This is a genomic window from Tellurirhabdus bombi (assembly GCF_021484805.1).
Classification (GTDB): domain Bacteria; phylum Bacteroidota; class Bacteroidia; order Cytophagales; family Spirosomataceae; genus Tellurirhabdus; species Tellurirhabdus bombi.
This window is the reverse complement of the sequence record NZ_CP090557.1, coordinates 4,139,048-4,162,372: the sequence shown is the minus strand read 5'-3', so window position 1 is coordinate 4,162,372 and position 23,325 is coordinate 4,139,048. Positions and strand designations below refer to the sequence as shown.

Sequence of the window (23,325 nt, the reverse complement as noted above, 5' to 3'; positions counted from 1 at the left end):
TTTATCATTCGACTTCTTCCCGACGGCGCGGACGGCTGGTTTCAAAAAGGTACTTTTGCAGGCGTTCCTCCAGTTCGGTGCTGGTAAGATTGACGAAAAGCTCGCCATCAATAGCCAGGGCGATACGGCCCGTTTGCTCTGAAATTGCGATGGCAGCGGCATCCGTTGCTTCCGAGATGCCCAGCGCGGCCCGGTGCCGAAAGCCGGTGGTAGTTGGAAGTTCGTCGTTTTCAGAGGCGGGCAAAATACAGCGCGCTGCCCGCAACCGCCCATCGATGATGATGGCTGCACCATCCCGCAGTGGGCTATACTGACTGAAAATGGATACCAGCATGCGCTTCGACAAAACCGCGTCCAGCAACTCACCCGATTGCACGTATTTTTCCAGACCGTCATTTTTGCCGATCACCAGCAAGCCGCCCGTAAATTCGGAGGCTAGCACTTTGCACCCTTCCAGGATTGGTTTTAAGGGCGTAGACGATTCAGAAGCGCTGGTTTGCCCAAACCAGCGACGGAACAACTGGCTGTTCGGAATGTGCGTCGATTTACCGATGATAAGCAGAAAGCGCCGAATTTCCTGCTGAAAGATAATGATCAGCGCCAGCGCACCCACACTGATAAAATACTCCAGAATGGTAGTGAGGAGTTGCAGGCCAATTGCTTTGACGGTCAAATAAAACAAGTAAACCAGCAAATACCCCAGAAAAACGCGGCTGGCTATACTGCCCCGTACAATGTAATAAATTTGGTAGAGTAGGAGGGCTACCAGAAGAATATCCAAAACATCAACCCAGTCGATGTCTAAAAAAAATACACGGAGGGCAACTATCATTGCGAATTACTTAAATCAGACTCAGCATGAATTTAATAATTTACATAATTAATAAACATAATCCTAGTTGAGCTGAGATTGATCAAAATTCAGGTGTAAAACTAATTTAATGGCCTCCGCAGCTTCGCGAACGTCGTGAACGCGCAGGATGGCAGCGCCCTTTTGCAAGGCTACCGTGTTTAAAACCGTTGTTCCATTGAGAGCTTCATCAGCCGTGATGCCAAGCGTACGCCAGATCGTTGTTTTTCGGGACAATCCCACCAGGAGAGGCGCTTCAAAACAGGCAAACGCGTCGAGTTGATTCAGAAGCCGGAAATTCTGGTCGGGGGTCTTGGCAAACCCGAATCCCGGATCAATCAAAATGTCTTTCTGCCCCAACGCCCGAAGTTTACCCAATTGCTGTTGCAATTCCAGAATTACGTCGGGAATTAAGTCATTATAGGCTGTAAACTGGGTCATTGTCTGGGGTGTACCCCGCATGTGCATCAGGACGTAAGGAACCCCCAGCGCGGCCACCGTTTCGAACATTTCCGGGTCCAGCGTTCCGCCAGCGACGTCATTCACTAAAACGGCGCCTGCTCCAACGGCTTGCCGGGCAACCTCCGCCCGGAAGGTATCAACCGAAACAAGTGCCTCTGGAAAAGTTTTATTAATTGCTTCGATAACAGGCAAAACGCGGGCGGCTTCCTCCGCTGGACTTAAGGTGGCCGCTCCCGGGCGGGTAGAGTATCCGCCGATGTCGAGAAAGGTTGCTCCGTCGTTCAGCATCTGTCCCGCACGCTCCACGGCGGCTTCAACGGAGGCAGAACGGCTGCCAGAAAAGAAGGAATCGGGGGTTATATTGAGAATACCCATCACCCTGGGAATCGTCAGATCGAGAACTTTTCCCCGAAGGTTGAGCGTTTTTTTCGTAACTTTCGACATGATTTTACTTTCTGGTTTCGAGCTTCTGGCTAGTTGGTTTCGACTTAGGTAGAACGAACGGTAAAGTCAATAACTGGAAATTCGAAACTGGAAACTCGAAAACTTACAATTACTGTGCTGCAAACAGAAACTCAATATCGGCAAGTCATTCAATTCTGCAAAGAGGTTTTCCAGAAAAAGAACAAAGATTATGGCACGGCCTGGCGGATCCTTCGGCTGCCTTCCATCACCGACCAGATTTTTATAAAAGCGCAGCGCATTCGCACAATTCAGGAAACGGGGAAACAGCGCGTTGAAGAAGGCGTAATTCCTGAATTCATGGGCATTATTAATTACTGCGTCATGGCGCTGATCCAGATCGAATTGCAGGATTTTCCGCAAAAGGATTTTGAGAACGACGAGCTAAGTGCCCTATACGACCGGCAGGTCAACGGCGTTATGGAACTGCTCTTTGCTAAAAACCACGATTACGGAGAGGCCTGGCGCGACATGCGGGTCAGCTCCATGACGGATATCATCCTGATGAAGTTACTGAGGACGAAGCAGATTGAAGACAATGAAGGCCAGACGTTAATTTCAGAAGGCGTGGATGCCAATTACATGGATATCATTAATTACGCTGTTTTTTGTTTGATTAAGTTAGGTTTTACGGATACGGTTCAAGTATGACAACCCCCACGCTAGCCCATTCAACGACACGCAAATCGCCGTCCTGGCCGCGAATTATCGCCCAGGTTGCCCGGTTTATTGTGGCGCTTATTTTTACTTTTTCAGGACTGATCAAAATCAACGATCCCGTTGGAACCGAAATAAAATTCGGAGAGTATTTTGAGGTCTTTGCGGAAGATTTGCCGGCAATGGCGGGCTTCTTCCACGGTCTGATGCCTTACGCTTTGATTTTGTCGGTGTTTTTCTGCGCGGCAGAAGTTGTGCTTGGCGTTGCACTGCTGTTTTCCTACCGGATGCGCACCACGGCCTGGACCTTACTGGCCCTCATTGTTTTCTTCACCTTTCTGACTTTTTACTCGGCCTACTTCAATAAAGTGACCGATTGTGGTTGCTTCGGAGATGCGATAAAGCTCAAACCGTGGACATCGTTTGGGAAAGATGTTTTTCTGCTGGTCTTAATTTTAATCATCATCTGGCAACGTAAAACCTTCCGAAAAGCGCAGACGGGTGTTCTGGTCTTGTTGGCCGCTTTGGCGTCTATCGGAATTGGCTGGTATGCCATTCAGCATCTACCGCCAATTGATTTACTGCCTTATGCCGTCGGTAAAAACATTCCGGCGCAGATGCTGCCTTCGGAACCGCTGCGTTATAGCTACATTCTGGAAAAGGATGGCAAGGAATATGAACTTGATAAATACCCGACCGATACAACCTACCATTTTAAAGAAATGATTTTGCTGAATGAAGCGGCAAAACCTAAAATTACGGATTATCGGATCTGGAACGAGGAAGGTGATTTGACGCAGGAGACCTTCAAAGGCGCTAACTTATTTCTGATTATTAAGAATGCTACAGACATCAACCAGGCATCGATGCCCGCTATCCGGCGCTTGCTGAGCGGAGTCGGAGGAAAAGGAGTTTCAGCCATGATCCTGACCTCCCTCGGTGATGATGAAATCAACGATTTCCGGCACGAATACCAGTTGTCTGTTCCTGTCTACAAAGCGGATGCAACCGTGCTAAAAACGATCGTTCGCTCGAATCCTGGCCTTTGGCTGATAAAGGACGGTGTTGTGCAGGGAAAATGGCACCATAATGATACACCTGAAGCGGAAGAAGTAATTAAACTGGTTAAATAACTGGACGTGAATCCGATCAATGAATTGGACGACGCGGTTGTCCAGACGAAGCCCTCTGCAGAGATAGGCATGAAGAATATATTTTTGGTGGGTCTACCTTCATCTGGGAAAAGCACCCTCGGCAAACGGCTGGCTCGTGAACTGGGCTATCGCTTTGTGGACACCGACAAGCTCATTATTCGGGAAGAGGGGAGAAGCATAAGCGATATTTTTCGGGACAATGGTGAGCCTTATTTTCGATTGGTTGAAAGTCGGGTATTGCATACGATCAAGCAGGGCGAGAGTCTGGTGGTAGCAACCGGTGGTGGAATGCCGTGCTTTCATGACAACATGAGCTACATCAAACAGATGGGACTTAGTGTTTTTCTGGATGTGTCGCCCGAGGTTATTCTAGAGCGCATGCATCATCATCGCGCGGATGATCGTCCTTTAAACCGCCTGGATGATCCGGGGTTACTAGAAAACCTTCGCCAGAAATACACCGACCGGCGTCCATTCTACATTCAGGCCGATATCCACGTTAGTGGAAATGCCGATACGGCTACTGTTCTGGAAAAAATTGGCCATCATCTATAAAAAAAGTCCACTCGTTTGAGTGGACTTTTCTATGAGGCTAGTATTCACTCTGATTAAAACAGAACGCCTAGGGTCAGCATGGCATTCGTTTGTTGGTTAGTAATGAGAGCTGAGGGGCCATTCTGTACCGTGTAGGGTTGCTGAGCAGACTTAAAGTTGACAAAGCTCCCCGCCAGGTCGGCAAAGAAACGATCATTCCGTACGCCTAATCCAGCCGAATAAATCAACTTATCGCGGTCTGAACGGGCCAGGGCATCAAACGTTTGCTTGTATGGATTTGGATTATAGGCAACCCCACCGCGAACGCGTAGCAAACCAAAACGAAACTCAGCGCCTGCCCGGAAATTAACCACGTTGTTGTAGGTATTCTGCACCTCCGCCTTCACGTCATTGCGAAAATCGAGGTTATCCTGTGAGTTGTATACATTCGTACGAACCCGCATACCCGCATACCCAACGTATTCGGCGGTGGCCGTTAAAAAGCCAACTTTTTTCTCGCCCAGAAAATAAGTAGCACCCGCCATTGCCCGTAAAGGACTCGTCAAATCATACTCAAAATCGTTGGGGAGAACCGAGATATTTTGGTCATCAGGGACAAACAAAACGGGGTTGCCATTTTCAATCCGGGGAACCCCAATAATATCCGTCGAAAGAGACTGGTTGAACGTTTCCCGAACGCTGGTAAATGTTGGACTAGTGACACTCGCGCCCAGTTGCAGCTTATCGTCCGCTTTCCAGATAGCACCCAACGAAAAGTTGATCCCGCTACCTGTAACGCTTAAATCCTCATTGCGGTTGATTTCTCCAATTATGTTACCACCCACAGCGTTTTCCCGGTAAATTGTGTTGTACTCGTAGCGTAAACGAGTCAAGCCGAGCGAGGCACCGATGTAGAGCTTATCATCGTAATTCCCGGCATAAGAAAACGTCCACTGATTATGCGCACCGCTTGAGGTAAACGTTTCGCGCTGGTCAAATGCATTATCTCGGCGAACCGTTGGAAAATCAGCATTTGGATAACCCACGTCATAACGACTATAAGGAGCCCCATCGTCATTTGGGTTTGCCCTTAAGGTCGGATTAAACAGGTAAAGCTGGTAAGCGGCCGCCGTCAAAAAATTGGCTTCTCTCGATGACTGATTAAATTGACTATCCAAATACGCTGAACTATACCCTTGTTGCGTTGCATCAGCCGCGAAGGCGTCGGCAATGGAACTGTTGTTGTTGCGCCCTTGATACGAGAATGAATTGTGCAGATTCACCTGCCGCGAATACGTAACGCCAAGGGCAGTGCGACGCCAACGGCGGTTCTCATTCTGTGAGTTGCCAGCCAGGACTAATCCAAAATGACCAATGTTCGGATTGGTTTTTGAAACAGACGGTGTTTGGTTGCCCAGGTAATTGCTTTCCGTATTGGTAATGGAAAGGGATGGGCTTATGCTGAATTCAGAGCGATTGTAAAAACCAAGTCCAGCTGGGTTACCAAAAGTAGTACTGGCATCACCACCAAGCGCCGCGTGATTACCGCCTAAGCTTCGAAACCGGGCCGTTCCCGTTTGTTGAATTTCTGAGTATCGAAAAGCATCACCAGCGTACTGGCCGAAGGCTACTCCTGTTGTTAGAAGCAACCCCAAAAGACTTATTTCCTTCTTCATAAAAGTTAGCAGAGCATAGTGGATGGAATTTTTCGGTTGGACAATTTAGCTATGCCGCTGGTTTAATTTGTCCAACCAATAATAAAACGAAAAACCCCGCCAATTGTAGTAATCGGCGGGGTTTTTTTATTGAACTGATCTAATTAGCAAGGATACGGATTAACGGGGTCCGCGTGAGCTACCACCTGAATAACCGCCACCACCACCGGATGAGCTACCTCCACCTCCACGGCTGCCACCTGAGTAGGATGGAGTAGGAGCGCTGTAAGAAGGCTGCGATTGCGTTCTTGATGGACTGTATGAAGGCTGTGAATTGCTGTTTGAGCTTCCACGCGATTCATAGCTTGGACGGCTATAGCTTTGCGATTGCTGCTGCGGTGCGCTATACCGGTAGTTGCTACCGTCATTGCTCCGAGGCGCAGCGGTATAGGTTCCCCGGCTATTACCCCGCGATTCGGTGTTACGAGGACGCGAGTAGTAAGTATCCGTTGAGCCTGAGTTGTTGTAGCTTCCGCCACTTGTCCGGCCACCTGCGTTGTTCGGGTTTGCGTAATAATAGCTTCCGCTGTTATTGGCACGGCCACTAGCCGAGGTTCCACTGCGGTCACGGTTGCTAGAATAAGAAGGTGAGTCATACCCAGAAGCACGACGACCACCGCTGTTCGTATTGCCCGAACGAGGTGAATTTACGAAATTATCGTTGTAACGATCCCGCCGGTCTGTACCACGAGCACCTACCATACGGTTTCTGGCTGCCCCGATGTTACCGTTGTTGTTCACAATAGCTACACCGCGGTTATACCAGCCATTTCCGCCGCCGTAGTAACCACCGTATCCGTATGGGTTATAGAAGGAGTCGTAGAAGCCATAACCACCACCCCAACCACCTCCCCAGGGAGAATAGAATGGATTACCACCATAGGCGAAAGAGCTACCCCAGAATGGATCGTAGAAACTACCCATTCCCATGCCGCCCCAGCGGTTCATACCCCAGGAATTGCCCCAGCCCCAAGGCGAGACTCCAATGCCAAAGCCGATACCCGACCACAAGCTGGCACTGTTCCAGCCCCAGCGGTTCCAACGCCAGGAGTTGTTCATGGCCGCATAGTTGGCCGAGTTAAAGCCATCCACAAAACCATCGTTGTAGTTGCTTGTATTCCAACCTGGATCAGCCGAAAGACCACGGCTTATTTTGCGGGTCGACAAATCGCTGTAATACTCATCACCCCAGGCCATTTTCTGTTCGTCTTCCGACTCGAAATAGTCTGGGTTATTGCTCTTCCGGCGTGCTGGTTCTTCTGATAATTGACGGGATTCCCGTTGCTGCTTGGCCACATAGACTGCTCCATCGGACGAAGATCCGTAGAGATCGTCTACCTCACCCCCGTTTTGGGCAAGTCGTTGGCCAGTGCTACACCCCACCAGACTGAGGAAAGCGGCTAGCGCAACATATGGTAATGTACGTTTTGCTTTCATAAGGAACGCTACTAAAAGGTTCGGAGAAAAGGTCACTCTATTGTTATAACACAGAATTGACCCGTTTGATTACAAAAATACCAGAAAAACCTATCTTTGCAAGCCCATTTATGAATGGCAGAATTAAATTATTTACTTAATTTTTTGCCTGCTTTTTGCTGGTATTCTTTATCCTTAGACCCGCTTTAGGGAGCAAAGGTTTAAATGGCTTCAATAAAAATTATTCAATTCTGGTACTGAGACAATTACGTTTTAATTTCCTATGGCAAAAGCAATTCCTTCGCGCAGCGAGAACTACTCGGAGTGGTATAATGAACTAGTAAAAAAGGCTGATCTGGCCGAAAACTCAGCCGTTCGCGGGTGCATGGTCATCAAGCCTTATGGCTACTCGATCTGGGAGAAAATGCAACGGGCATTGGACGATATGTTCAAGGAAACAGGGCACACAAATGCCTATTTCCCCCTTTTTATTCCTAAATCGTATCTGAGCAAAGAGGCATCGCACGTAGAGGGTTTTGCAAAAGAATGCGCCGTAGTGACGCATTACCGGCTAAAGAACGCAGAGGACGGTTCGGGGGTAATCGTGGATCCGGAAGCCAAGCTAGAAGAAGAGCTGATTGTTCGGCCAACGTCGGAAACGGTAATCTGGAGTACGTACAAAAACTGGATTCAGTCTTACCGGGATTTACCCCTGCTCATTAACCAGTGGGCCAACGTGGTTCGCTGGGAGATGCGTACCCGCTTATTCCTGAGAACGGCAGAGTTTTTGTGGCAGGAAGGCCATACCGCGCACGCTACTGCCGAAGAGGCCATCGAAGAAACCAACCAGATGCTTGAAGTTTATGCCCGTTTTGCCGAAGAATGGATGGCAGTTCCTGTCATTCGGGGGGCGAAAACGGCTAACGAGCGCTTTGCGGGAGCCAACGAAACGCTTTGTATCGAGGCCATGATGCAGGACGGAAAAGCGTTGCAGGCGGGCACATCGCACTTTTTAGGGCAGAATTTTGCCAAAGCGTTTGATGTTCAATTCCTTAACAAATCGAACCAGCAGGAATACGTCTGGGGAACATCCTGGGGAGTAAGTACCCGTTTGATGGGCGCTCTGGTTATGGCTCACTCGGATGACGCCGGGTTGGTTTTGCCGCCAAAACTAGCTCCTATTCAGGTGGTTATTGTGCCTATCTGCAAGAACGAAGAGCAGCTTGCTCAACTGACGGATAGAATCAAGCCCGTCATTCAGGCGTTGAAAAAGCTGGGAATCAGCGTTAAATTCGACGACAGCGACAACAACAAGCCCGGCTGGAAATTTGCTGAATACGAACTACGTGGGGTTCCCGTGCGGTTGGCTATGGGCATGCGCGACTTCGAAAATAACACCGTCGAAGTGGCCCGTCGCGATCTGAAAACCAAAGAGACCGTGTCTTTCGATGGCATTGTGGAGCATATCCAGAATCTGCTGGTCGATATTCAGGAAACCATTTACAAAAAAGCCCTGCAATTCCGGGAAGAGAACACGTTCCGGGTGGATACGTACGCCGAATTTAAGGAGCAGATCGAAAAAGGTGGCTTTATTATGGCCCACTGGGATGGAACTTCGGAAACCGAAGAGGCCATCAAAGAAGAAACAAAAGCTACTATTCGCTGCATTCCGTTGAACGCAGAGGAAGAAGATGGAGTTTGTATCTACACCGGCAAGCCATCCCGCAAACGCGTGGTGTTTGCCCGGGCTTATTAACGATTGCCTTCTTTTATGACGACACAAACGGTGATTACGCCTGCCCATCTCGTAGGGGCGTATACGTACGAGGCTTTTATTGCCTTATCGGAGGAACTGTATGCGCAGAATCGGACAACATCAGACGCTGATTCGTACAATACCGAGCAGATTTTGCAGTATACCCGCCTGAACCTGCAACGCATCAGCCGTCTGGAGCGCACAACAACGTTGAATCCAGAATTGGTTGAGGCGGCAAGTGGAGTTCAGGAACGCTGGATTTGGATGGTTCTGGCCGAATCCTGGTGTGGCGATGTAGCGCAGAATTTACCCGTTATCAAGCAGATTGCCGATTCGGGGCAGGACATTAGTGTGCGGGTGCTGTTGCGTGACAAGAATCCAGATATTATGGACGCTTATCTCACTAACGGTGGCCGTTCGATCCCAAAACTAATTTGTTTGCGAGCCTCTGATTTGTCGGAGCTGGGAAACTGGGGTCCGCGTCCGGAAGTGCTTCAGGGTTTGATGCTGGAATGGAAAGCACAGAACCTGCCGTTTGAAGAAGTCGCCGAAAAAATTCATGGCTGGTATGCTAAAGATCACTCGCAACAGTTGCAAACCGAGTTTTTACAGTTGATCAAGCAGTGGCAGAAAGCGGGACAAACTGCGGTTTTGTAACTGAAAAATAAGCAAGGGTAATTTAGGCCGACTAGCGCCTTGCTAAAACAAGGCGCTAGTTTCAGTGTTCTAGAAGTACCCAATAGTTTTCCTCATTTATCAAAAAACGAATTTACTTATGGCACAGGCAAAAGCCGGTGATACGGTTCAGGTTCATTATACAGGTCGGTTAACCGATGGAACAGTTTTTGATTCATCAAGCGGTCGTGATCCCCTGGAATTTACCGTTGGAAATGGCATGGTCATCAAAGGTTTTGATGAAGGTGTAAGTGGAATGGAGTTAGGCGAAACCAAAACGGTAAACATTCCGGTGGAAGATGCCTACGGTCCGGCCAGTGAAGAAATGGTTTTTGAATTTGAACGTTCCATGATTCCAACGGATATTCCTCTGGAAATTGGAACAACCCTGAACATGCACCAGGATGGTAGTCCAGCGCCAATTCCTGTTATTGTACGTGGCGTTTCAGAAACAACCGTTATTCTTGACGCCAATCACCCGTTGGCGGGCGAAGACCTGATTTTTGATATTCAATTAGTGGGTATTAGTTAAGAAAAAGAAGGGGTACAGGTTGACGCGCATTAGGCAACCTGTACCCCTTACTTTTTAGTGCTGGCAGACTAGTCCAGTTTGTTGGAATGAACGGTCGACGGATTTCCCCGCACCGAAATATCGGATCCTCCCCGCGCGTATTTCTCTACTTTCCGGCGCGCATAAACCGAGGCATCACTTGCTCCCTGGGCTCTCACAACGACCTCGTTGGCTATCAGGTTTGACGCTGACAAATCGGAAGCCCCTGAAATTTCTGCCTCTAGCACATCTGTTTCGCCCGAAATAACCGAATCTGACGCACCCGAAGCTTTTAAACGAATTCGTTTGGCCCTTACATTCGTCATTTTAAGGTCCGATGATCCAGAAAGATTAATGTCTAACTGATCGGTGTTCGTAAAGCCGCTAATATTTCCGTCCGACGCTCCCGAAAGTGTAACGCCCTGCAAGCTGGGCATGGTGATGGTAATGTGCGGACTTTTCCGATTCTGGTTCGATGAAAGCCAGTTCCCCGGTGGACGATTTAGGCGGACCGTAAGCGTGTTGTTGTCGGTTTTTACGTCGAGGTATTTGGATTCGCCCGTTGGTAAATCAACCTCAACATTAAAACCGCCCTGACGAACAGTTACGTCGATAGCGCTTCCTATGTTGATCCGGTCAAACGAACGAACATTTAGTTCTTTAGTAACTTCTTGAGCCTGAATAGTAACAGTGGTCAAGCTCAGTAAACCAGAAAGCAAAACAAAAGATAGTTTCATAAAATTTGTGTGTTTGTGGGAGTTCTATACCTACTAGATGCGGCTCAGAAACGAAAAGTTGCATTGCACCTACTTTCTCTTTGTCCTTGTTGAAGAGGTCATTGCCCACAAATTCCGTATCTTTACGCAATGAATCAAGTGCTTAGTCAACAAACCGAAACGGCTGTGGAGCAACTGCCTGTGATGGAAGCGTTTTACACGCTCCAGGGTGAAGGTGCGCATACGGGCCGGGCGGCGTATTTTATTCGCCTCGGGGGCTGCGACGTAGGTTGCCATTGGTGTGACGTAAAAGAATCGTGGGATGTCAACGCGCATCCCAAACTAGAGTTGTCCGAAATCATTGACGGGGCTTTACAGTATCCGGGCCGCATGGCGGTCATTACGGGTGGAGAACCCCTTATGCATGACCTTACCCAGCTGACGGCTGCCCTTCAGGTAGCAGGCTTTCAAACCAATATAGAAACATCGGGAGTATATCCGGTTACAGGCACCTGGGATTGGATTTGTTTTTCGCCCAAAAAGTTCAAGCAGCCGCATCCAGACATTTACCAGAAAGCCGATGAGCTTAAGGTAATCATTTATAACAAGTCGGATTTTGCTTTTGCCGAGTCATTTGCGGCTCTTGTTCGCCCTGACTGTAAATTGTTTTTGCAAACCGAATGGGGACGTTCAAACGAAATGTTGCCGCTCATCGTTGAATACGTAAAAGCGCATCCGCAATGGCAGGTTTCGTTGCAAACTCACAAATACATGGATATCCCCTAGATGGGATACAAAAAGGAAAGAAAAAAGAGCGGTCAAAAAGAGGACTACGAATTTTGTTGTTCGGCGTTCTTTTTTCTTCCCTTTGTTTTCCGTCCGCTGCTCAGAACAAAAAAGCAGTTGAGCTATATAATAAAGCTGTGCAGGCCTTTGCCCAGCGCCAGGCTGTCGAAACCATCAATTTGCTGAATCAAGCGATTGAGCGGGATACTGGCTATACCGAGGCACACCTGAAGCTGGGGCAGGTGTATGAATTTACCCGGCAACCTGAGCAGGCTTTAGAGGCCTACCAGCGGGCAATTCGGCAACAACCCGACAAACCTTCGTCTGGTTTAGCTTATCAATTTGTCGGCGTTTATCTGTTGAAACGTGGGCAATACTCGCAGGTAATTCCGTATCTGGAACGATTTAGTAAGTTCTTTGCTCCGCATTCGGCGCAGGGCAAACGGGTTGAGCGTTTGTTGCAAACTGCCCGGTTTGGCCAGCAGGCCATTCAAAATCCTTTGTCCGTAAAACCTCAGCCTCTGCCTGCTGCCGTACAGGCGTATCCCTCGCAATATTTTCCGGTATTAACGGCTGATGAACAGACCATTGTCTTCACGGTGCTAAAGCCGGAAGGAGATGAAGATTTAATGACGGCTACCCGGCAGGCCGAAGCCTGGAGCGCCCCGGTTTCGCTGGCAGCCAACATCAACACGGTTCGCAACGAAGGAACGCCTTCGCTCTCCGCCGACGGACGAACGCTGGTTTTCACAGCCTGTAACGAACGGAATGGGTTGGGAAGCTGCGATTTATACATTACCAAAAAAACAGGCAATGCCTGGTCTGATCCCCAAAACCTGGGCGCGGTAATCAATACGAGCGGCTGGGAGTCGCAGCCGGCTTTGTCGGCAGATGGGCGACGGCTTTATTTTGTGTCGGATCGGCCTGGTGGTGTTGGGCGTCGGGACATCTGGTGCAGCGATTTAGGCGACGATGGCGAATGGAAAAAACCGTATAACCTAAAAACAATCAACACGCCCTTTGACGAAGCGTCACCGTTTATTCACGCCAATGGCCGGACCATGTTTTTTGCATCGGATGGATTGGTAGGCATGGGCGGTTATGATTTATTTATGGCCGACAGTACCGCGAATGGTTGGTCCAATCCGCAAAATCTGGGTTATCCCATCAATACCGCCGACGACCAGGCCGCTTTGTTTGTAACCGCAAACGGGACGCGGGCATATTATTCCCACGAAGAAGCAGGCGATAAGCAGCGGTCTAAGCTTTATGTATTTGACTTGCCGGAATCCATTCGGGAAAAAATAAAACCAGTCAGCTACGTGAAAGGCATTATTGCCGATGCAAAGTCGAAAAAGCCACTAAATGCCACCATTGAACTGATCGATCTGGCCACTAATCAGGTGGTAACTCGGGTTAAATCGGATTCGGAAACCGGGCAGTATACCGCCGTTTTGCCATCGGGAGGCGAATATGCGTTGTACGTACAGGTTCCCGGCTACCTGTTTAAAAGCCTGTCCTTTGACTTTACGCAGAAGCGGGAAGGCGAGGCACTGGCTTTGAGTGTGCCCCTGGAACCGATTGTAAGTACTGACAAAGGCGGACCCAAATCAGAAACACTCAATAACATATTTTTTGAGACAGGCCGGTTTGACTTAGCCGAAAAATCACGGACAGAGCTAGAGCGATTGGTGCAATTTCTGCAACAAAATCCGAAAGTGCAGGTCGAAATAGCGGGTCATACCGACGACCGGGGCGACGCGGCTGCCAATCTGGAACTATCGAAAAAAAGAGCGCAGGCCGTGGTAAACTACCTGGCTAAGGCCGGAATCCCCGCAACGCGCATCCGATCGGCGGGCTACGGCGAAACGAAGCCGCTTGTAGCCAACGATACAGACGAAAATCGCCGTCTAAACCGCCGAATTGACTGGCGAATTCTGTGATTGAATTTGATAATGGAGGTATAAAAGTGGATAATATAGGGCCAATGTCTAATAAATAGCTAGCTATCAGCTAATTTGTAGTGCATTATTCCTTGTTCTTTCAGGCTTGGGTAGCTTGGTTTCGCCCGGATTTTTCGCGAACTTTGCCGCTGTTTTTTCTGTATACTAAGTAAACAAAAGGTTTGGTACTCAAAGAATCCATACAGAAATCAGCTCTTTCACAATGACCACCGAAAACGTTAATTGCCTTATCATAGGCTCCGGCCCAGCCGGATACACTGCCGCTATTTATGCCGCACGCGCGGGAATGAAACCTGTCTTGTATCAAGGGGCTCAACCCGGCGGTCAACTTACGATTACAACTGAAGTAGATAATTTTCCTGGTTATCCGGACGGAGTGCAAGGCCCTCAGTTAATGATGGACCTGGAAGCCCAGGCGCGTCGCTTTGGGTCTGATATCCGGTACGGCGTTGTCACGGATGTTGATTTTTCGGGCTATCCGCACAAAGCAATTGTTGACGAACAACACGAAATTACGGCCAATGTAGTCATCATTTCGACGGGTGCATCGGCGAAGTGGCTGGGCTTACCTTCCGAAATGCGCCTGAACGGTCACGGAGTATCTGCCTGCGCGGTTTGTGACGGCTTCTTTTTCCGGGGGCATGATGTGGCCATTGTCGGTGCGGGCGATACGGCTGCTGAGGAAGCTAGTTACCTGGCAAATCTTTGCCGCAAAGTATACATGCTGGTTCGTCGGGGCGAGATGCGTGCCTCTAAATTCATGCAGAACCGCTTAAAATCATTACCCAATGTCGAAATCCTCTGGTATACCGAAACCGAAGAAATTCTGGGTGAGCAGGAGGTAACGGGTATTCGCGTTAAAAACGTAACGACGGGTGAAGAACGGATTATCGATGTAACGGGCTTCTTTGTGGCAATTGGTCATAAACCCAACACCGGCATTTTCAAGCCGTTTATCGAGCTAGACGAAAACGGGTATATCCTGACTGAAAAAGGAAGTTCGCGCACAAATGTACCGGGCGTTTTTGCCTGTGGCGATGCGCAGGACAATATCTATCGTCAGGCCATTACGGCTGCTGGAACGGGTTGTATGGCTGCCTTGGACGCAGAACGTTTTCTGGCTATGAAAGAAGTAGAACTGCATGAAGTGCAGACTGTATAATTTAATAATAACCACCCTGAGAGGTTAGTGAGCCGTGGCCAATGTCCGACGAACAAGAACGGGTTTCCGTTGAAAACCATTTTTCCTTGTTCGTGGGTCATTCATCATGGCTCATCCTTCTTTGTAAATTGAACTGAGGATGAGAACACTGGCAGTCTGGTGGCTGTTGGCCAGCTTTTTATTTTTTGGAAGCATAACAAGTGGGCAGGCGCAGGAGCGCGGAAAATTCAAAAAGAACGTTCGGATAAAACCCAAAAATGATCTGGGTTCACCCACCGCCGAGCAGCCCGAAAAGCCAGAAGAAGAATTTGAACAGGAAACATCGAAGTTACGCTTTAACAGCCAGTTTGAGCCAAAGCAGGAGATAAATCCCGTTGTTAGTGAAGATACCACCGAGATAGATGAGGGTGAGGTCAGCGTTGTCGAAATCGTTGACTCGGTACAGGTTGGAGATGATTGGGTAAAGATTGCCGATTATTATGCGGTTTGGGATTCTCGGGCGATTGACCCCTACGGGATAGATCCGCTCGAATTTGACGAAGTCATCGATCTGAAACTGTATGATCCGGCGCAGAATCGCTACTGGGCAGCTCCAACTACCGACGGTAAAGTCACCTCAATTTTTGGCCCCCGCTGGGGACGCTGGCATAAGGGAATGGACCTGGATCTGGAAACAGGGGATCCGGTGTATGCTGCTTTCGACGGCATTATTCGGATAGTAGGCTGGGATGGAAGTGGGTACGGTCGGTTCATTCTCGTACGTCACTACAATGGGCTGGAGACCTTATACGGACACTTATCCAAAGCGTTGGTGGAGTCGGGACAGTTAATTAAAGCTGGTGATCAGATTGGTTTAGGCGGAAACACAGGGCGGAGTTTTGGCTCACACCTGCATTATGAAACCCGCTACGAAGGGAATCCCTTTAGCCCAACGCATATGTATAACTTCCCGACTAATTCGCTGATCTCAGATCATTTTATCCTGACATCGCATGTTTGGGATTATTTGCGGGGTCGGGGCAGTAATGTATCGGGCTTTAAACCTACTTATAAGCGGACGGTATTGCACAAAGTTCGCTCGGGCGAAACCCTGACCAGCATTGCGCGACGCTATGGCATGACAATCTCCTCACTAGCTAAAAAGAATCATATTTCAACCCGCTCGCGGCTTCGGCCAGGCCAGAAACTGCGGGTTCATTAATTTATTATAGGCATAGCGTTTGCCTTCGCTGTTCGGCTCTGTAGCTACCTCGTATGAAACTAGATATTCTTGTTATTGCTGTTCACCCCGATGATGCCGAATTAGGCTGCTCCGGAACGATTCTTTCGCACATTGCCCAAGGAAAAAAAGTAGGGATTGTTGATCTGACACGCGGAGAATTAGGAACACGCGGAACTCCCGAAATCCGGTTGCAGGAAGCTGATGCGGCCGCGCAGGTTTTGGGATTGTCTGCCCGGGAGAACATGCATTTTCGGGATGGTTTTTTTCGGAATGATGAAGAACACCAGTTAGCCCTTATTGCAGCTATCCGGCGCTATCAACCCGAAATTGTTATCGCAAATGCCGTGCGAGATCGCCATCCTGACCACGGGCGCGCCTCAAGTTTGATTGTTGACTCTTGCTTTTATTCGGGTTTACGGCAAATAAAAACAAAGGAAAAAAACGGCGAAGAGCAGGCTGCATGGCGGCCCAAGCTGGTTTACCATTTCATTCAGGATCGCTACATCAAACCCGATATTGTGGTTGATATTACGGCACACTACGAAAAAAAGCTCGAATCGATTCGAGCTTATAAAAGCCAGTTCTACAATCCCGAGAGTGACGAGCCGGCCAGCTATATCTCTAGTCAGGATTTTTGGGATTTTCTGGATGCCAGAGCGCAGGAGTTTGGCCACATGATTGGCGTTCGGTATGGCGAAGGCTTTACCGTAGAGCGAGTCATTGGTGTACAAAATCTGTTTGATCTGGTTTAAGTGCCTAAACTGCTCGACTAGCAGTTTAGGTATACGAATTCTAAGGGGATAAACGTTCAATAATCCAGAGTCCTTCGCTTGAATTGCGGTAGACAACGCGGTCGTGAAGGCGGCTGGGGCGACCCTGCCAGAATTCGATCTGGGTAGGAGTGACGCGATAGCCGCCCCAGTGTTCAGGGCGTGGAACAGGCTGATTCTCGAACTGTTTTTCTATTTTGTTTTGTTGCTCCTCCAGCTCTTCGCGACTCGAAATAACGGAGCTTTGCCGGGAAGTCCAGGCACCAATCTGGCTGCCACGGGGGCGACTAGCGAAATAGGCATCCGATTCTTCGGGGCTTACTTTTTCAATTGTGCCCTCGATGCGGATCTGTCGCTCCAGTTCGGGCCAGAAAAAAGTAAGGGCAGCGTAAGGGTTGGCGGCAATTTCACTCCCCTTCCGGCTCTGGTAGTTGGTGAAGAACGAAAAGCCCCGCTCGTCTACTCCTTTTATCAACACAATTCGGCCCGAAGGATGGCCATCGGCATCGACCGTGCTGAGGTGCATGGCATTAGGTTCCAGAATGGCCGCATTCATTGCTTCATCGAACCAGCGTTGAAATTGCTGGTACGGATTTGTTAAAACATCTGTTGGGTCTAACCCGTTAAGAGAATACTCTTTTCGGAGGTCAGCAAGTGAAGAATTCATAGGTATTTGTGGAACCGGTTATTTTATTAAATACAGAAAAATCCGCGATATTTATATAGTTTTGCAAAGGTAATCGTTTACAAGCATCGTATGGCGAGCGAAGAACAAGAAATCACCGAACGTGATGATCTAACCCAAGAACCTGCGGATACTATTGAACTGGAAATGGAGGAAACGGCCCAGCCGGTTGACTACAGCCAGTTCTCTAAACAGGATTTTGTGGATTTATTGGACAAGCAACTGACTGCTTTAAAAACTGAAGAAGCGACGGCAACTGAGTACCGCCAGGCTGATGTGGTTTTGAAGGAGGCGCGTCCTTTTTTTGATCAGATAAAAGCATCCGAGCGAAGCAGCGCCCTGGAAAAATACATCCAGGATACTGGTTCAGAAGAAGGGTTTGAATATAAGTACGACGATTTAGTCAGTCAGTTTGACGCGTTGTACAAGCAGATAAAAGACAGGAAAAATCAGTATTTCCAGCAGCTGGAAAAAGCCAAGGATACTAATTTTGCGGTGAAGACGGACTTGCTGCGTCGGTTGCGGGAATTGGTTGAAAACGACGAGAACAACGCGGGCGATCCTAAGTCAAGCTGGAATGGTTTCAAGCAGGTGCAGGATGAATGGAAGGCGGCAGGAAATGTGCCTTCGCCCCATAATGCAACACTGTGGGCAACCTATCATGCTCTGGTGGACCGTTATTATAGCAACCGGAACATCTATTTCGAGCTGAAAGAACTGGACCGGAAGAAAAATCAGCAACTGAAAACAGAGCTGTGTGAGAAGGTAGAGGGTCTGGTTCAGGGAGCAGAAGGCAAACCTGTCACAAAACAGCTGATTGACGAAGCCAACAACCTGTTCGAAGAATACAAGCACATCGGTCCGGCACCCAAAGCGGAGCAGGAAGTGCTCTGGCAGCGTTTCAAGAAAGCTCTTGACACGTTGTATGATCGCCGGCGTGGGCAAAACGAAGAGTTGAAAAAAGAAGGTGCCCAGTTATACGAACAGAAATCAAAACTGTACGAAGAACTGGTTCCGCAAACGTCCTTTACTTCGAATAGCATCAACGACTGGAACGAAAAGACCCGGGAGGTGATGGCGCTTCAGGAGCGTTGGAATGCGTTGCGTGGTGCCATGCCGCGCGAAGAAGGTCGCGAACTAAGCAAAAAATTCTGGGCTGCCCTGAAAACGTTCTTCCACCACAAAGGAGAGTTCTTCAAGCAGCTAGAGGCCAAACGCGATCAAAATCTTAAACTGAAAACTGAGCTTTGCGAGCAGGTGGAAAGCATTCTGGAATCCGGCGAGGAAAGCCAGGAGGCAACCCAGCGTGTCATTGACCTGCAACGCCAGTGGAAGAGCGTCGGCCAAGTGCCAGAGAAATTTAAGGACTCGATCTTTGATCGGTTCAAGTCGGCCTGTGATGCCTTTTTCAATAAGAAACGGGCAAAAAATCAGGAGGTTGAGAAGGAGTTTGAAGAAAACCTGGCTAAGAAGATCGCCCTTTGCGAGCAAATCGAAGCAATGGCAGGGAGTGAAAATCCTGATCTATCCCAACTGAACCAATTTAAGCAGCAATGGGCATCGATAGGTTTTGTGCCTAAAAAAGAGATGCAGGCTATTCAGAAGCGCTACATCAACGCCATTAATTCATTGGTAGGTGCGAGCGGTAAATTATCGCCGAAGGAAAAAGAGCGCCTGACTCTGGAAAATGAAACGGAATTGGTGCGTGACTCTGGATCTTCACGGGATCTACATAAGAAAGAAGGAGATATTCGCCGGAAAATGTCATCATTGGAAAACGACATTGCTGTCTACCGGAACAATATTGAATTTTTTGCTCGTTCAAAAGGCGCTGATAAACTGCGGGCGGAAATCGATAAAAAGATTGCCGTCGCTGAAAAACAACTGGATGATCTGAAGCACCAGCTGAAAGTAATTCGGGAGGCTCAATAGTTGCCCTGAGAAGCAGCCAGTTAGCTTTTTTTAGAAAAAAATATTTAAAAAAGCTTGCTGTGAATATCTAAAACGCATACTTTTGCACCACGATCAAGGAGATAAGCAGCCAGCCAAAAGCTACTGAAGATCTCCAAAAATCAAAAGCCTCCATAGCTCAGCTGGTAGAGCAACTGACTTGTAATCAGTAGGTCGTTGGTTCGATCCCGACTGGGGGCTCTTAAAAATCAAGCACTTAGCAGAAATGTTAAGTGCTTTTTTGTTTTGCCTCGTTCACAAACTCGCCCAGCAATCAACCGTATAAACTAACACCTACTTTGCGGTTTTAATGAAGCTAGAGAAAGCGAAGCAGGCTAGCAACTGTTCATTCATTTTGAGCCTGATTAGCGCGCTTAAAATGAACAGTTGCTTGCCTGCTTTTAACTCGTTAAGAATTATATATGCTTTACCCGGAAAACACCACGTACTGAGGCCGTCGTATAAATAGGGTTCTGGGGGACAGTAAAGTCCAGGTAACTGGCCGGTTGGACTTCAAAATGGCCTACGACTATGTCTCGACCGAGGTATTCGCTCCGTGGTTCAACCGTTAGCGAGCCACCACTGATAGACGCCTGCATACCGTAAACGTGGGTATATTGAACACGTTCATTCGGCTTGTAATGAAAAGCGTTCGTTTCCAAAGTCCAATTGAAGTTTCCGGCTGGTTTTCCCTGCCACAAGACTCCCGCGGTTTCGCCGCCCGACATCGAATTAATTATGTGCCTGTCACCCTGGCTGTTCATGCCAGCCCCTGAGATGGTACGCCATTCGCCACCGTTGATTTGAATGGAAACCCCCATCGGAGCGACATAGATCCGTGAAATGAGAATCCCAATCTCCTTCCCATTTATATTTACGCGTACCGACACTTCAATTGGGTTTTTGTTTGGAATTCGACCGGGAGCCTGATATTGAGCCGTATTCTTTTCCGCTTGTAAATTGCCTTCGCCGATCAGTTGCCATTGGTCAATGTACTTGGGGTTCAGCAATAGGCCGGTTTCATTCACTAACGCTGCTTCTTTGCCTTCTGGAGTTAAGGGGCTGAGGGCGTCCTTCTTGAAATAGTTACGAACAACTAGCGTAACTTTCTCACCGGGGTCGATTACTTTGATTCCAGGTTCTAGCTGTAAGAACGCTACAAAACTCCAGTCGCTAAAATGATTTGTCTGGATGGACACCGTACGGTTTGTGGTAGCTATTTTAGAGTCTCCAACAGCCATCCAGACCCGGTTATCATTCTGGTAGGCGATGCCCAGCGCTTCTGGTAGAGTTCCTTCTAAATCGTCAGCGGTATACTGAACAGTCATCGTAATAGGCTTGGTAAATTGCTGGCCGTGGGGCGTCAGGCGGTAGGCTTCTCCTTTCCCCGCAAAGTTTGTATTATTCAGAGGCTGAAGGCCAATTGTGACGTCGCTTGCTAAGGCTCCCGCCGGAATCTGGACCTTGAAACGCCCGTCGGCTGACTGAATGGTTCCACCACCCGCACCAATGATCTGGCTAATGGCTGCACCGCTGGGTTGTCCAACTTCCGTTGCTGTACCTGTTTGTTCAATGGGCGCCGTATCTGGAGGGGTAACCGGCGTAATAGGGTTTTCGTCCGGTTTACAACTACTAAAAGCGGACGTAAGGAGAGCCATGATAACTAAAGCCCGTTGCGAATTCTTCTTGAAAAAATGCATGGTGTTTGTTTGACTTAAAATGATCTGAAGAAGGTGTCCGGTGTGCCGAACAGTCGCAAAATTGGGCACTGGATGAGGGTATAGGAAGTCAATTTTTATTCAAGCAGCACAGAATTTCACCGAAGCGGTACGAATTCCACGCTAAGCCGCCATGCCTTATTAGCGGGTAAATAATGGCTGGAAAAGCACATGAAAATGGAAAATTCTAGACCGCAGATTGGTACGGACGAAAAGGCATTAAGGCCAGTTCCAGCCTAGATCCCTATCTGATTGCTTAAGACCTAAATTGTGCTGCTTCAGATAAATTCGATTCGGTAATGGGCCGGGGAGGGTACAACTTTGTGTCATCAACAACCTGATCGCAGTCATTCCAGAACCTGTTCAAGCGTTGAGGTTGTGCCCAGATATTAACCCCAATCACTCCTTTAAAAACAGTACCATCATGAAAACAACAAATGCAATGAACACGAAATCAACCGTAGCCCGTACCATTACCAATCCTGTCTTGAGAGATTCAGTTACATTCATCGAAACCAGCCAGGAATCCAACGGAGCCCATACGCTGGTTGATGTAACACTAGCGGCAAAGGGGGGGAATTCACTTCATTACCACGAAGAGTTTTCGGAAGAGTTTACTTGCCTGGAAGGTGAGCTAAGCATTCAGGTAGGTAAGGAGATTATCCGCCTGAAGCCGGGAGAGTCGGCCCTGGCCCCCGCCCGGAGCAAGCACCGCTTTTTCAATCAGACTGCTGAACCATGCCGTTTCCAGTGCCGGATTGAACCGGGCTGTCCCGGCTTCGAACAGACGCTCCAGATTTCTTACGGATTAGCCCGGGATGGCCAGGCGTCGGCGCAGGGGACACCCCAAAATCTGTATGCCCTAGGATACACCGTGATGATCAGTGGCACCTACCTAATAGGCTGGATGGCTACGCTCCAACCGTTACTAAATTGGCTGGGTCGGCAGGCCATCAAAAAAGGAATCGCTGCCGAACTACAACGCCGCTACCGGACCGTTTGGTGAGCTTAAAAGCAGGCTACGCGCTCGTTGTAGCCTGCTAACTTTTTAGTCAAATGCGCAATTTTGGTAGCGTTTTACCTTCTTCATGTATGAAACAGTGGGCGCGGTTCGACCGTTACGACATTCTGGTTTATCTGATCAATTATCCAGCGGTTATTATTGCCAACTACATTGTTTTTGGGCCGGCCTATTTTCTGGATAAATCACTGTTTATACCAACTACACTAATTATTAACGCCTGGGGTCTGGTTGTATTCGTGATGCTGACGCTGTGGATGAAATACATGCGTTTCTGCTATGGCGCTACCGACCAGTTTGGCCAGCGACTCTTGTATTCCATGTTAGCCTATGTGGGTGCAATGATGGTGATGATTTTGCTGCTTTACTGGATCTATGACCAATTAGGTTACCCTTATAAACCCGAAACGATTCCCTGGCTGCTGATGATTGGAATGGCAACGAATGTTATTTCGGCGGGTAGCCATGAGTCCATTTATACGTATAACCAGTTGCGGGAAAGCACCCGGCGTGAATTTGAACTCAAGCAGTTGCACATGCAGCAGCAAATGGATGTCTTGAAGCAGCAGGTTAGTCCGCATTTTCTCTTTAACAGTCTGAATAGCCTGGTTGCTCTCATTGGTGAGAATCCCCGCCAGGCTGAGGTATTTGCGGAGGAGCTAAGTTCGGTTTACCGCTACGTACTCTGGGCTAATGAGCAAAATCTAACCGATTTGAACACGGAATTGGCGTTTATTCGCTCTTATGCACATCTGCTACGTACGCGATACGGTACGGGCTTTCAGATTATCACAGCGGTAGACCAGCGCTTTGGCCATTACCAATTACCGTCCCTGACCTTGCAATTGCTAGTGGAAAATGCAGTTAAGCACAACGTGGTGTTAACCAGTAAACCCCTGAAGGTCGAAATACGTACTGATGCGCTGGCGAACCTGCACGTGTGCAATAATTTACAGAAGAAAAAGCAAGGGGTTGTCTCAAACGGGGTGGGCTTAAGTAATATCATCGCCAAATATGAAATGCTGGGACAGCCGTTTCCTACCATACGTCAGGAAGGCGGCCAGTTCACGGTTGCTTTGCCTTTGATTCCAACCTAAAGG

General features: G+C 48.5%; 21 protein-coding genes and 1 tRNA gene. 15 read left to right on the top strand and 7 right to left on the bottom strand.

Annotated elements, in window-relative coordinates; translation table 11 throughout:
* Window positions 1-4: 4 nt before the first annotated feature.
* Window positions 5-832 (bottom strand): diadenylate cyclase, encoded by an 828-nt coding sequence (locus L0Y31_RS17590; RefSeq protein ID WP_407084042.1) that lies wholly within the window; start codon window positions 830-832, stop codon window positions 5-7.
* Between the two features lie 63 nt (window positions 833-895).
* Window positions 896-1,756 (bottom strand): dihydropteroate synthase, encoded by an 861-nt coding sequence (gene folP, locus L0Y31_RS17585; RefSeq protein WP_234734393.1) that lies wholly within the window; start codon window positions 1,754-1,756, stop codon window positions 896-898.
* A gap of 114 nt (window positions 1,757-1,870) precedes the next feature.
* Between folP and L0Y31_RS17580 the strand changes: the two genes are divergently transcribed.
* From L0Y31_RS17580 to L0Y31_RS17570, 3 genes are all read left to right on the top strand, one after another.
* On the top strand, window positions 1,871-2,425 hold the full coding sequence (locus L0Y31_RS17580; protein WP_234734392.1) for a DUF1599 domain-containing protein: 555 nt from the start codon (window positions 1,871-1,873) through the stop codon (window positions 2,423-2,425).
* On the top strand, window positions 2,422-3,564 hold the full coding sequence (locus L0Y31_RS17575) for a BT_3928 family protein (RefSeq protein WP_234734391.1): 1,143 nt from the start codon (window positions 2,422-2,424) through the stop codon (window positions 3,562-3,564). Before L0Y31_RS17580 ends, L0Y31_RS17575 begins: the two co-directional genes overlap by 4 nt.
* A 69-nt stretch (window positions 3,565-3,633) precedes the next feature.
* Window positions 3,634-4,140 carry a shikimate kinase gene (locus L0Y31_RS17570; protein ID WP_234734390.1) on the top strand — a complete coding sequence of 169 codons (507 nt, stop codon included), beginning with the start codon at window positions 3,634-3,636 and terminating at the stop codon, window positions 4,138-4,140.
* Window positions 4,141-4,193: 53 nt separating this feature from the next.
* Here the strand turns inward: L0Y31_RS17570 and L0Y31_RS17565 are convergent, their stop codons facing one another.
* Window positions 4,194-5,795, bottom strand: a complete 1,602-nt coding sequence (locus L0Y31_RS17565) for a PorV/PorQ family protein (RefSeq protein ID WP_234734389.1) — start codon at window positions 5,793-5,795, stop codon at window positions 4,194-4,196.
* Window positions 5,796-5,954: 159 nt separating this feature from the next.
* A complete protein-coding gene (locus L0Y31_RS17560) occupies window positions 5,955-7,271 on the bottom strand; it encodes a pilus assembly protein (protein ID WP_234734388.1) in 1,317 nt (438 codons plus the stop codon).
* 262 nt (window positions 7,272-7,533) lie between these two features.
* Here L0Y31_RS17560 and proS point away from each other — a divergent pair, with 262 nt between their 5' ends.
* The 3 genes from proS to L0Y31_RS17545 all read left to right on the top strand — a co-directional run bounded on the left by proS (window position 7,534) and on the right by L0Y31_RS17545 (window position 10,213).
* Window positions 7,534-9,006 (top strand): proline--tRNA ligase, encoded by a 1,473-nt coding sequence (proS, locus tag L0Y31_RS17555; protein WP_234734387.1) that lies wholly within the window; start codon window positions 7,534-7,536, stop codon window positions 9,004-9,006.
* Between the two features lie 15 nt (window positions 9,007-9,021).
* Window positions 9,022-9,663 (top strand): thioredoxin family protein, encoded by a 642-nt coding sequence (locus L0Y31_RS17550; RefSeq protein WP_234734386.1) that lies wholly within the window; start codon window positions 9,022-9,024, stop codon window positions 9,661-9,663.
* A gap of 118 nt (window positions 9,664-9,781) precedes the next feature.
* On the top strand, window positions 9,782-10,213 hold the full coding sequence (locus L0Y31_RS17545) for an FKBP-type peptidyl-prolyl cis-trans isomerase (RefSeq protein ID WP_234734385.1): 432 nt from the start codon (window positions 9,782-9,784) through the stop codon (window positions 10,211-10,213).
* 68 nt (window positions 10,214-10,281) lie between these two features.
* Here the strand turns inward: L0Y31_RS17545 and L0Y31_RS17540 are convergent, their stop codons facing one another.
* Complete coding sequence (locus L0Y31_RS17540; RefSeq protein WP_234734384.1) at window positions 10,282-10,968, bottom strand: head GIN domain-containing protein; 687 nt, start codon at window positions 10,966-10,968, stop codon at window positions 10,282-10,284.
* 129 nt (window positions 10,969-11,097) lie between these two features.
* Here L0Y31_RS17540 and L0Y31_RS17535 point away from each other — a divergent pair, with 129 nt between their 5' ends.
* The 5 genes from L0Y31_RS17535 (at window position 11,098) to bshB1 (ending at window position 16,833) form a co-directional block, all read left to right on the top strand.
* A complete protein-coding gene (locus L0Y31_RS17535) occupies window positions 11,098-11,733 on the top strand; it encodes a 7-carboxy-7-deazaguanine synthase QueE (RefSeq protein ID WP_234734383.1) in 636 nt (211 codons plus the stop codon).
* Between the two features lie 137 nt (window positions 11,734-11,870).
* Window positions 11,871-13,676, top strand: coding sequence for an OmpA family protein (locus L0Y31_RS17530; protein ID WP_310587106.1), 1,806 nt, complete (start codon window positions 11,871-11,873; stop codon window positions 13,674-13,676).
* Window positions 13,677-13,899: 223 nt separating this feature from the next.
* A complete protein-coding gene (trxB, locus tag L0Y31_RS17525; protein WP_234734381.1) occupies window positions 13,900-14,859 on the top strand; it encodes a thioredoxin-disulfide reductase in 960 nt (319 codons plus the stop codon).
* A gap of 139 nt (window positions 14,860-14,998) precedes the next feature.
* Window positions 14,999-16,060, top strand: a complete 1,062-nt coding sequence (locus L0Y31_RS17520) for a M23 family metallopeptidase (protein WP_234734380.1) — start codon at window positions 14,999-15,001, stop codon at window positions 16,058-16,060.
* 53 nt (window positions 16,061-16,113) lie between these two features.
* The gene (gene bshB1 / locus L0Y31_RS17515; RefSeq protein ID WP_234734379.1) at window positions 16,114-16,833 is read left to right on the top strand and encodes a bacillithiol biosynthesis deacetylase BshB1; all 720 of its coding nucleotides are present in this window, start codon (window positions 16,114-16,116) and stop codon (window positions 16,831-16,833) included.
* A gap of 40 nt (window positions 16,834-16,873) precedes the next feature.
* On the opposite strand, the gene pdxH is transcribed toward bshB1, so the two are convergent.
* Entirely contained in the window at window positions 16,874-17,518 is a 645-nt protein-coding gene (pdxH, locus tag L0Y31_RS17510) for a pyridoxamine 5'-phosphate oxidase (RefSeq protein ID WP_234734378.1), read from the bottom strand.
* A 90-nt stretch (window positions 17,519-17,608) separates the two neighbouring features.
* On the opposite strand from pdxH, the gene L0Y31_RS17505 reads away from it, so the two are divergent.
* Window positions 17,609-19,468, top strand: coding sequence for a DUF349 domain-containing protein (locus tag L0Y31_RS17505; RefSeq protein ID WP_234734377.1), 1,860 nt, complete (start codon window positions 17,609-17,611; stop codon window positions 19,466-19,468).
* Between the two features lie 146 nt (window positions 19,469-19,614).
* A tRNA-Thr gene (locus tag L0Y31_RS17500) sits at window positions 19,615-19,687 on the top strand.
* A gap of 215 nt (window positions 19,688-19,902) precedes the next feature.
* Here the strand turns inward: L0Y31_RS17500 and L0Y31_RS17495 are convergent.
* The gene (locus L0Y31_RS17495) at window positions 19,903-21,144 is read right to left on the bottom strand and encodes a hypothetical protein (RefSeq protein ID WP_234734376.1); all 1,242 of its coding nucleotides are present in this window, start codon (window positions 21,142-21,144) and stop codon (window positions 19,903-19,905) included.
* Window positions 21,145-21,628: 484 nt separating this feature from the next.
* On the opposite strand from L0Y31_RS17495, the gene L0Y31_RS17490 reads away from it, so the two are divergent.
* Both L0Y31_RS17490 and L0Y31_RS17485 read left to right on the top strand, forming a co-directional pair.
* Window positions 21,629-22,210: a cupin domain-containing protein gene (locus L0Y31_RS17490; RefSeq protein WP_234734375.1), complete on the top strand. Its 582-nt coding sequence runs from the start codon at window positions 21,629-21,631 to the stop codon at window positions 22,208-22,210.
* 86 nt (window positions 22,211-22,296) lie between these two features.
* Window positions 22,297-23,322 carry a sensor histidine kinase gene (locus L0Y31_RS17485; protein WP_234734374.1) on the top strand — a complete coding sequence of 342 codons (1,026 nt, stop codon included), beginning with the start codon at window positions 22,297-22,299 and terminating at the stop codon, window positions 23,320-23,322.
* Window positions 23,323-23,325: the final 3 nt, after the last annotated feature.

What these genes read in the sequence shown, in the direction of transcription:
- L0Y31_RS17590 (WP_407084042.1), bottom strand. Translation starts at nt 832, where the DNA reads ATGATAGTTGCCCTCCGTGTATTTTTTTTAGACATCGACTGGGTTGAT.
- folP (WP_234734393.1), bottom strand. Translation starts at nt 1,756, where the DNA reads ATGTCGAAAGTTACGAAAAAAACGCTCAACCTTCGGGGAAAAGTTCTC.
- L0Y31_RS17575 (WP_234734391.1), top strand. Translation starts at nt 2,422, where the DNA reads ATGACAACCCCCACGCTAGCCCATTCAACGACACGCAAATCGCCGTCC.
- L0Y31_RS17570 (WP_234734390.1), top strand. Translation starts at nt 3,634, where the DNA reads ATGAAGAATATATTTTTGGTGGGTCTACCTTCATCTGGGAAAAGCACC.
- L0Y31_RS17565 (WP_234734389.1), bottom strand. Translation starts at nt 5,795, where the DNA reads ATGAAGAAGGAAATAAGTCTTTTGGGGTTGCTTCTAACAACAGGAGTA.
- L0Y31_RS17560 (WP_234734388.1), bottom strand. Translation starts at nt 7,271, where the DNA reads ATGAAAGCAAAACGTACATTACCATATGTTGCGCTAGCCGCTTTCCTC.
- proS (WP_234734387.1), top strand. Translation starts at nt 7,534, where the DNA reads ATGGCAAAAGCAATTCCTTCGCGCAGCGAGAACTACTCGGAGTGGTAT.
- L0Y31_RS17550 (WP_234734386.1), top strand. Translation starts at nt 9,022, where the DNA reads ATGACGACACAAACGGTGATTACGCCTGCCCATCTCGTAGGGGCGTAT.
- L0Y31_RS17545 (WP_234734385.1), top strand. Translation starts at nt 9,782, where the DNA reads ATGGCACAGGCAAAAGCCGGTGATACGGTTCAGGTTCATTATACAGGT.
- L0Y31_RS17540 (WP_234734384.1), bottom strand. Translation starts at nt 10,968, where the DNA reads ATGAAACTATCTTTTGTTTTGCTTTCTGGTTTACTGAGCTTGACCACT.
- L0Y31_RS17535 (WP_234734383.1), top strand. Translation starts at nt 11,098, where the DNA reads ATGAATCAAGTGCTTAGTCAACAAACCGAAACGGCTGTGGAGCAACTG.
- trxB (WP_234734381.1), top strand. Translation starts at nt 13,900, where the DNA reads ATGACCACCGAAAACGTTAATTGCCTTATCATAGGCTCCGGCCCAGCC.
- L0Y31_RS17520 (WP_234734380.1), top strand. Translation starts at nt 14,999, where the DNA reads ATGAGAACACTGGCAGTCTGGTGGCTGTTGGCCAGCTTTTTATTTTTT.
- bshB1 (WP_234734379.1), top strand. Translation starts at nt 16,114, where the DNA reads ATGAAACTAGATATTCTTGTTATTGCTGTTCACCCCGATGATGCCGAA.
- pdxH (WP_234734378.1), bottom strand. Translation starts at nt 17,518, where the DNA reads ATGAATTCTTCACTTGCTGACCTCCGAAAAGAGTATTCTCTTAACGGG.
- L0Y31_RS17505 (WP_234734377.1), top strand. Translation starts at nt 17,609, where the DNA reads ATGGCGAGCGAAGAACAAGAAATCACCGAACGTGATGATCTAACCCAA.
- L0Y31_RS17495 (WP_234734376.1), bottom strand. Translation starts at nt 21,144, where the DNA reads ATGGCTCTCCTTACGTCCGCTTTTAGTAGTTGTAAACCGGACGAAAAC.
- L0Y31_RS17490 (WP_234734375.1), top strand. Translation starts at nt 21,629, where the DNA reads ATGAAAACAACAAATGCAATGAACACGAAATCAACCGTAGCCCGTACC.
- L0Y31_RS17485 (WP_234734374.1), top strand. Translation starts at nt 22,297, where the DNA reads ATGAAACAGTGGGCGCGGTTCGACCGTTACGACATTCTGGTTTATCTG.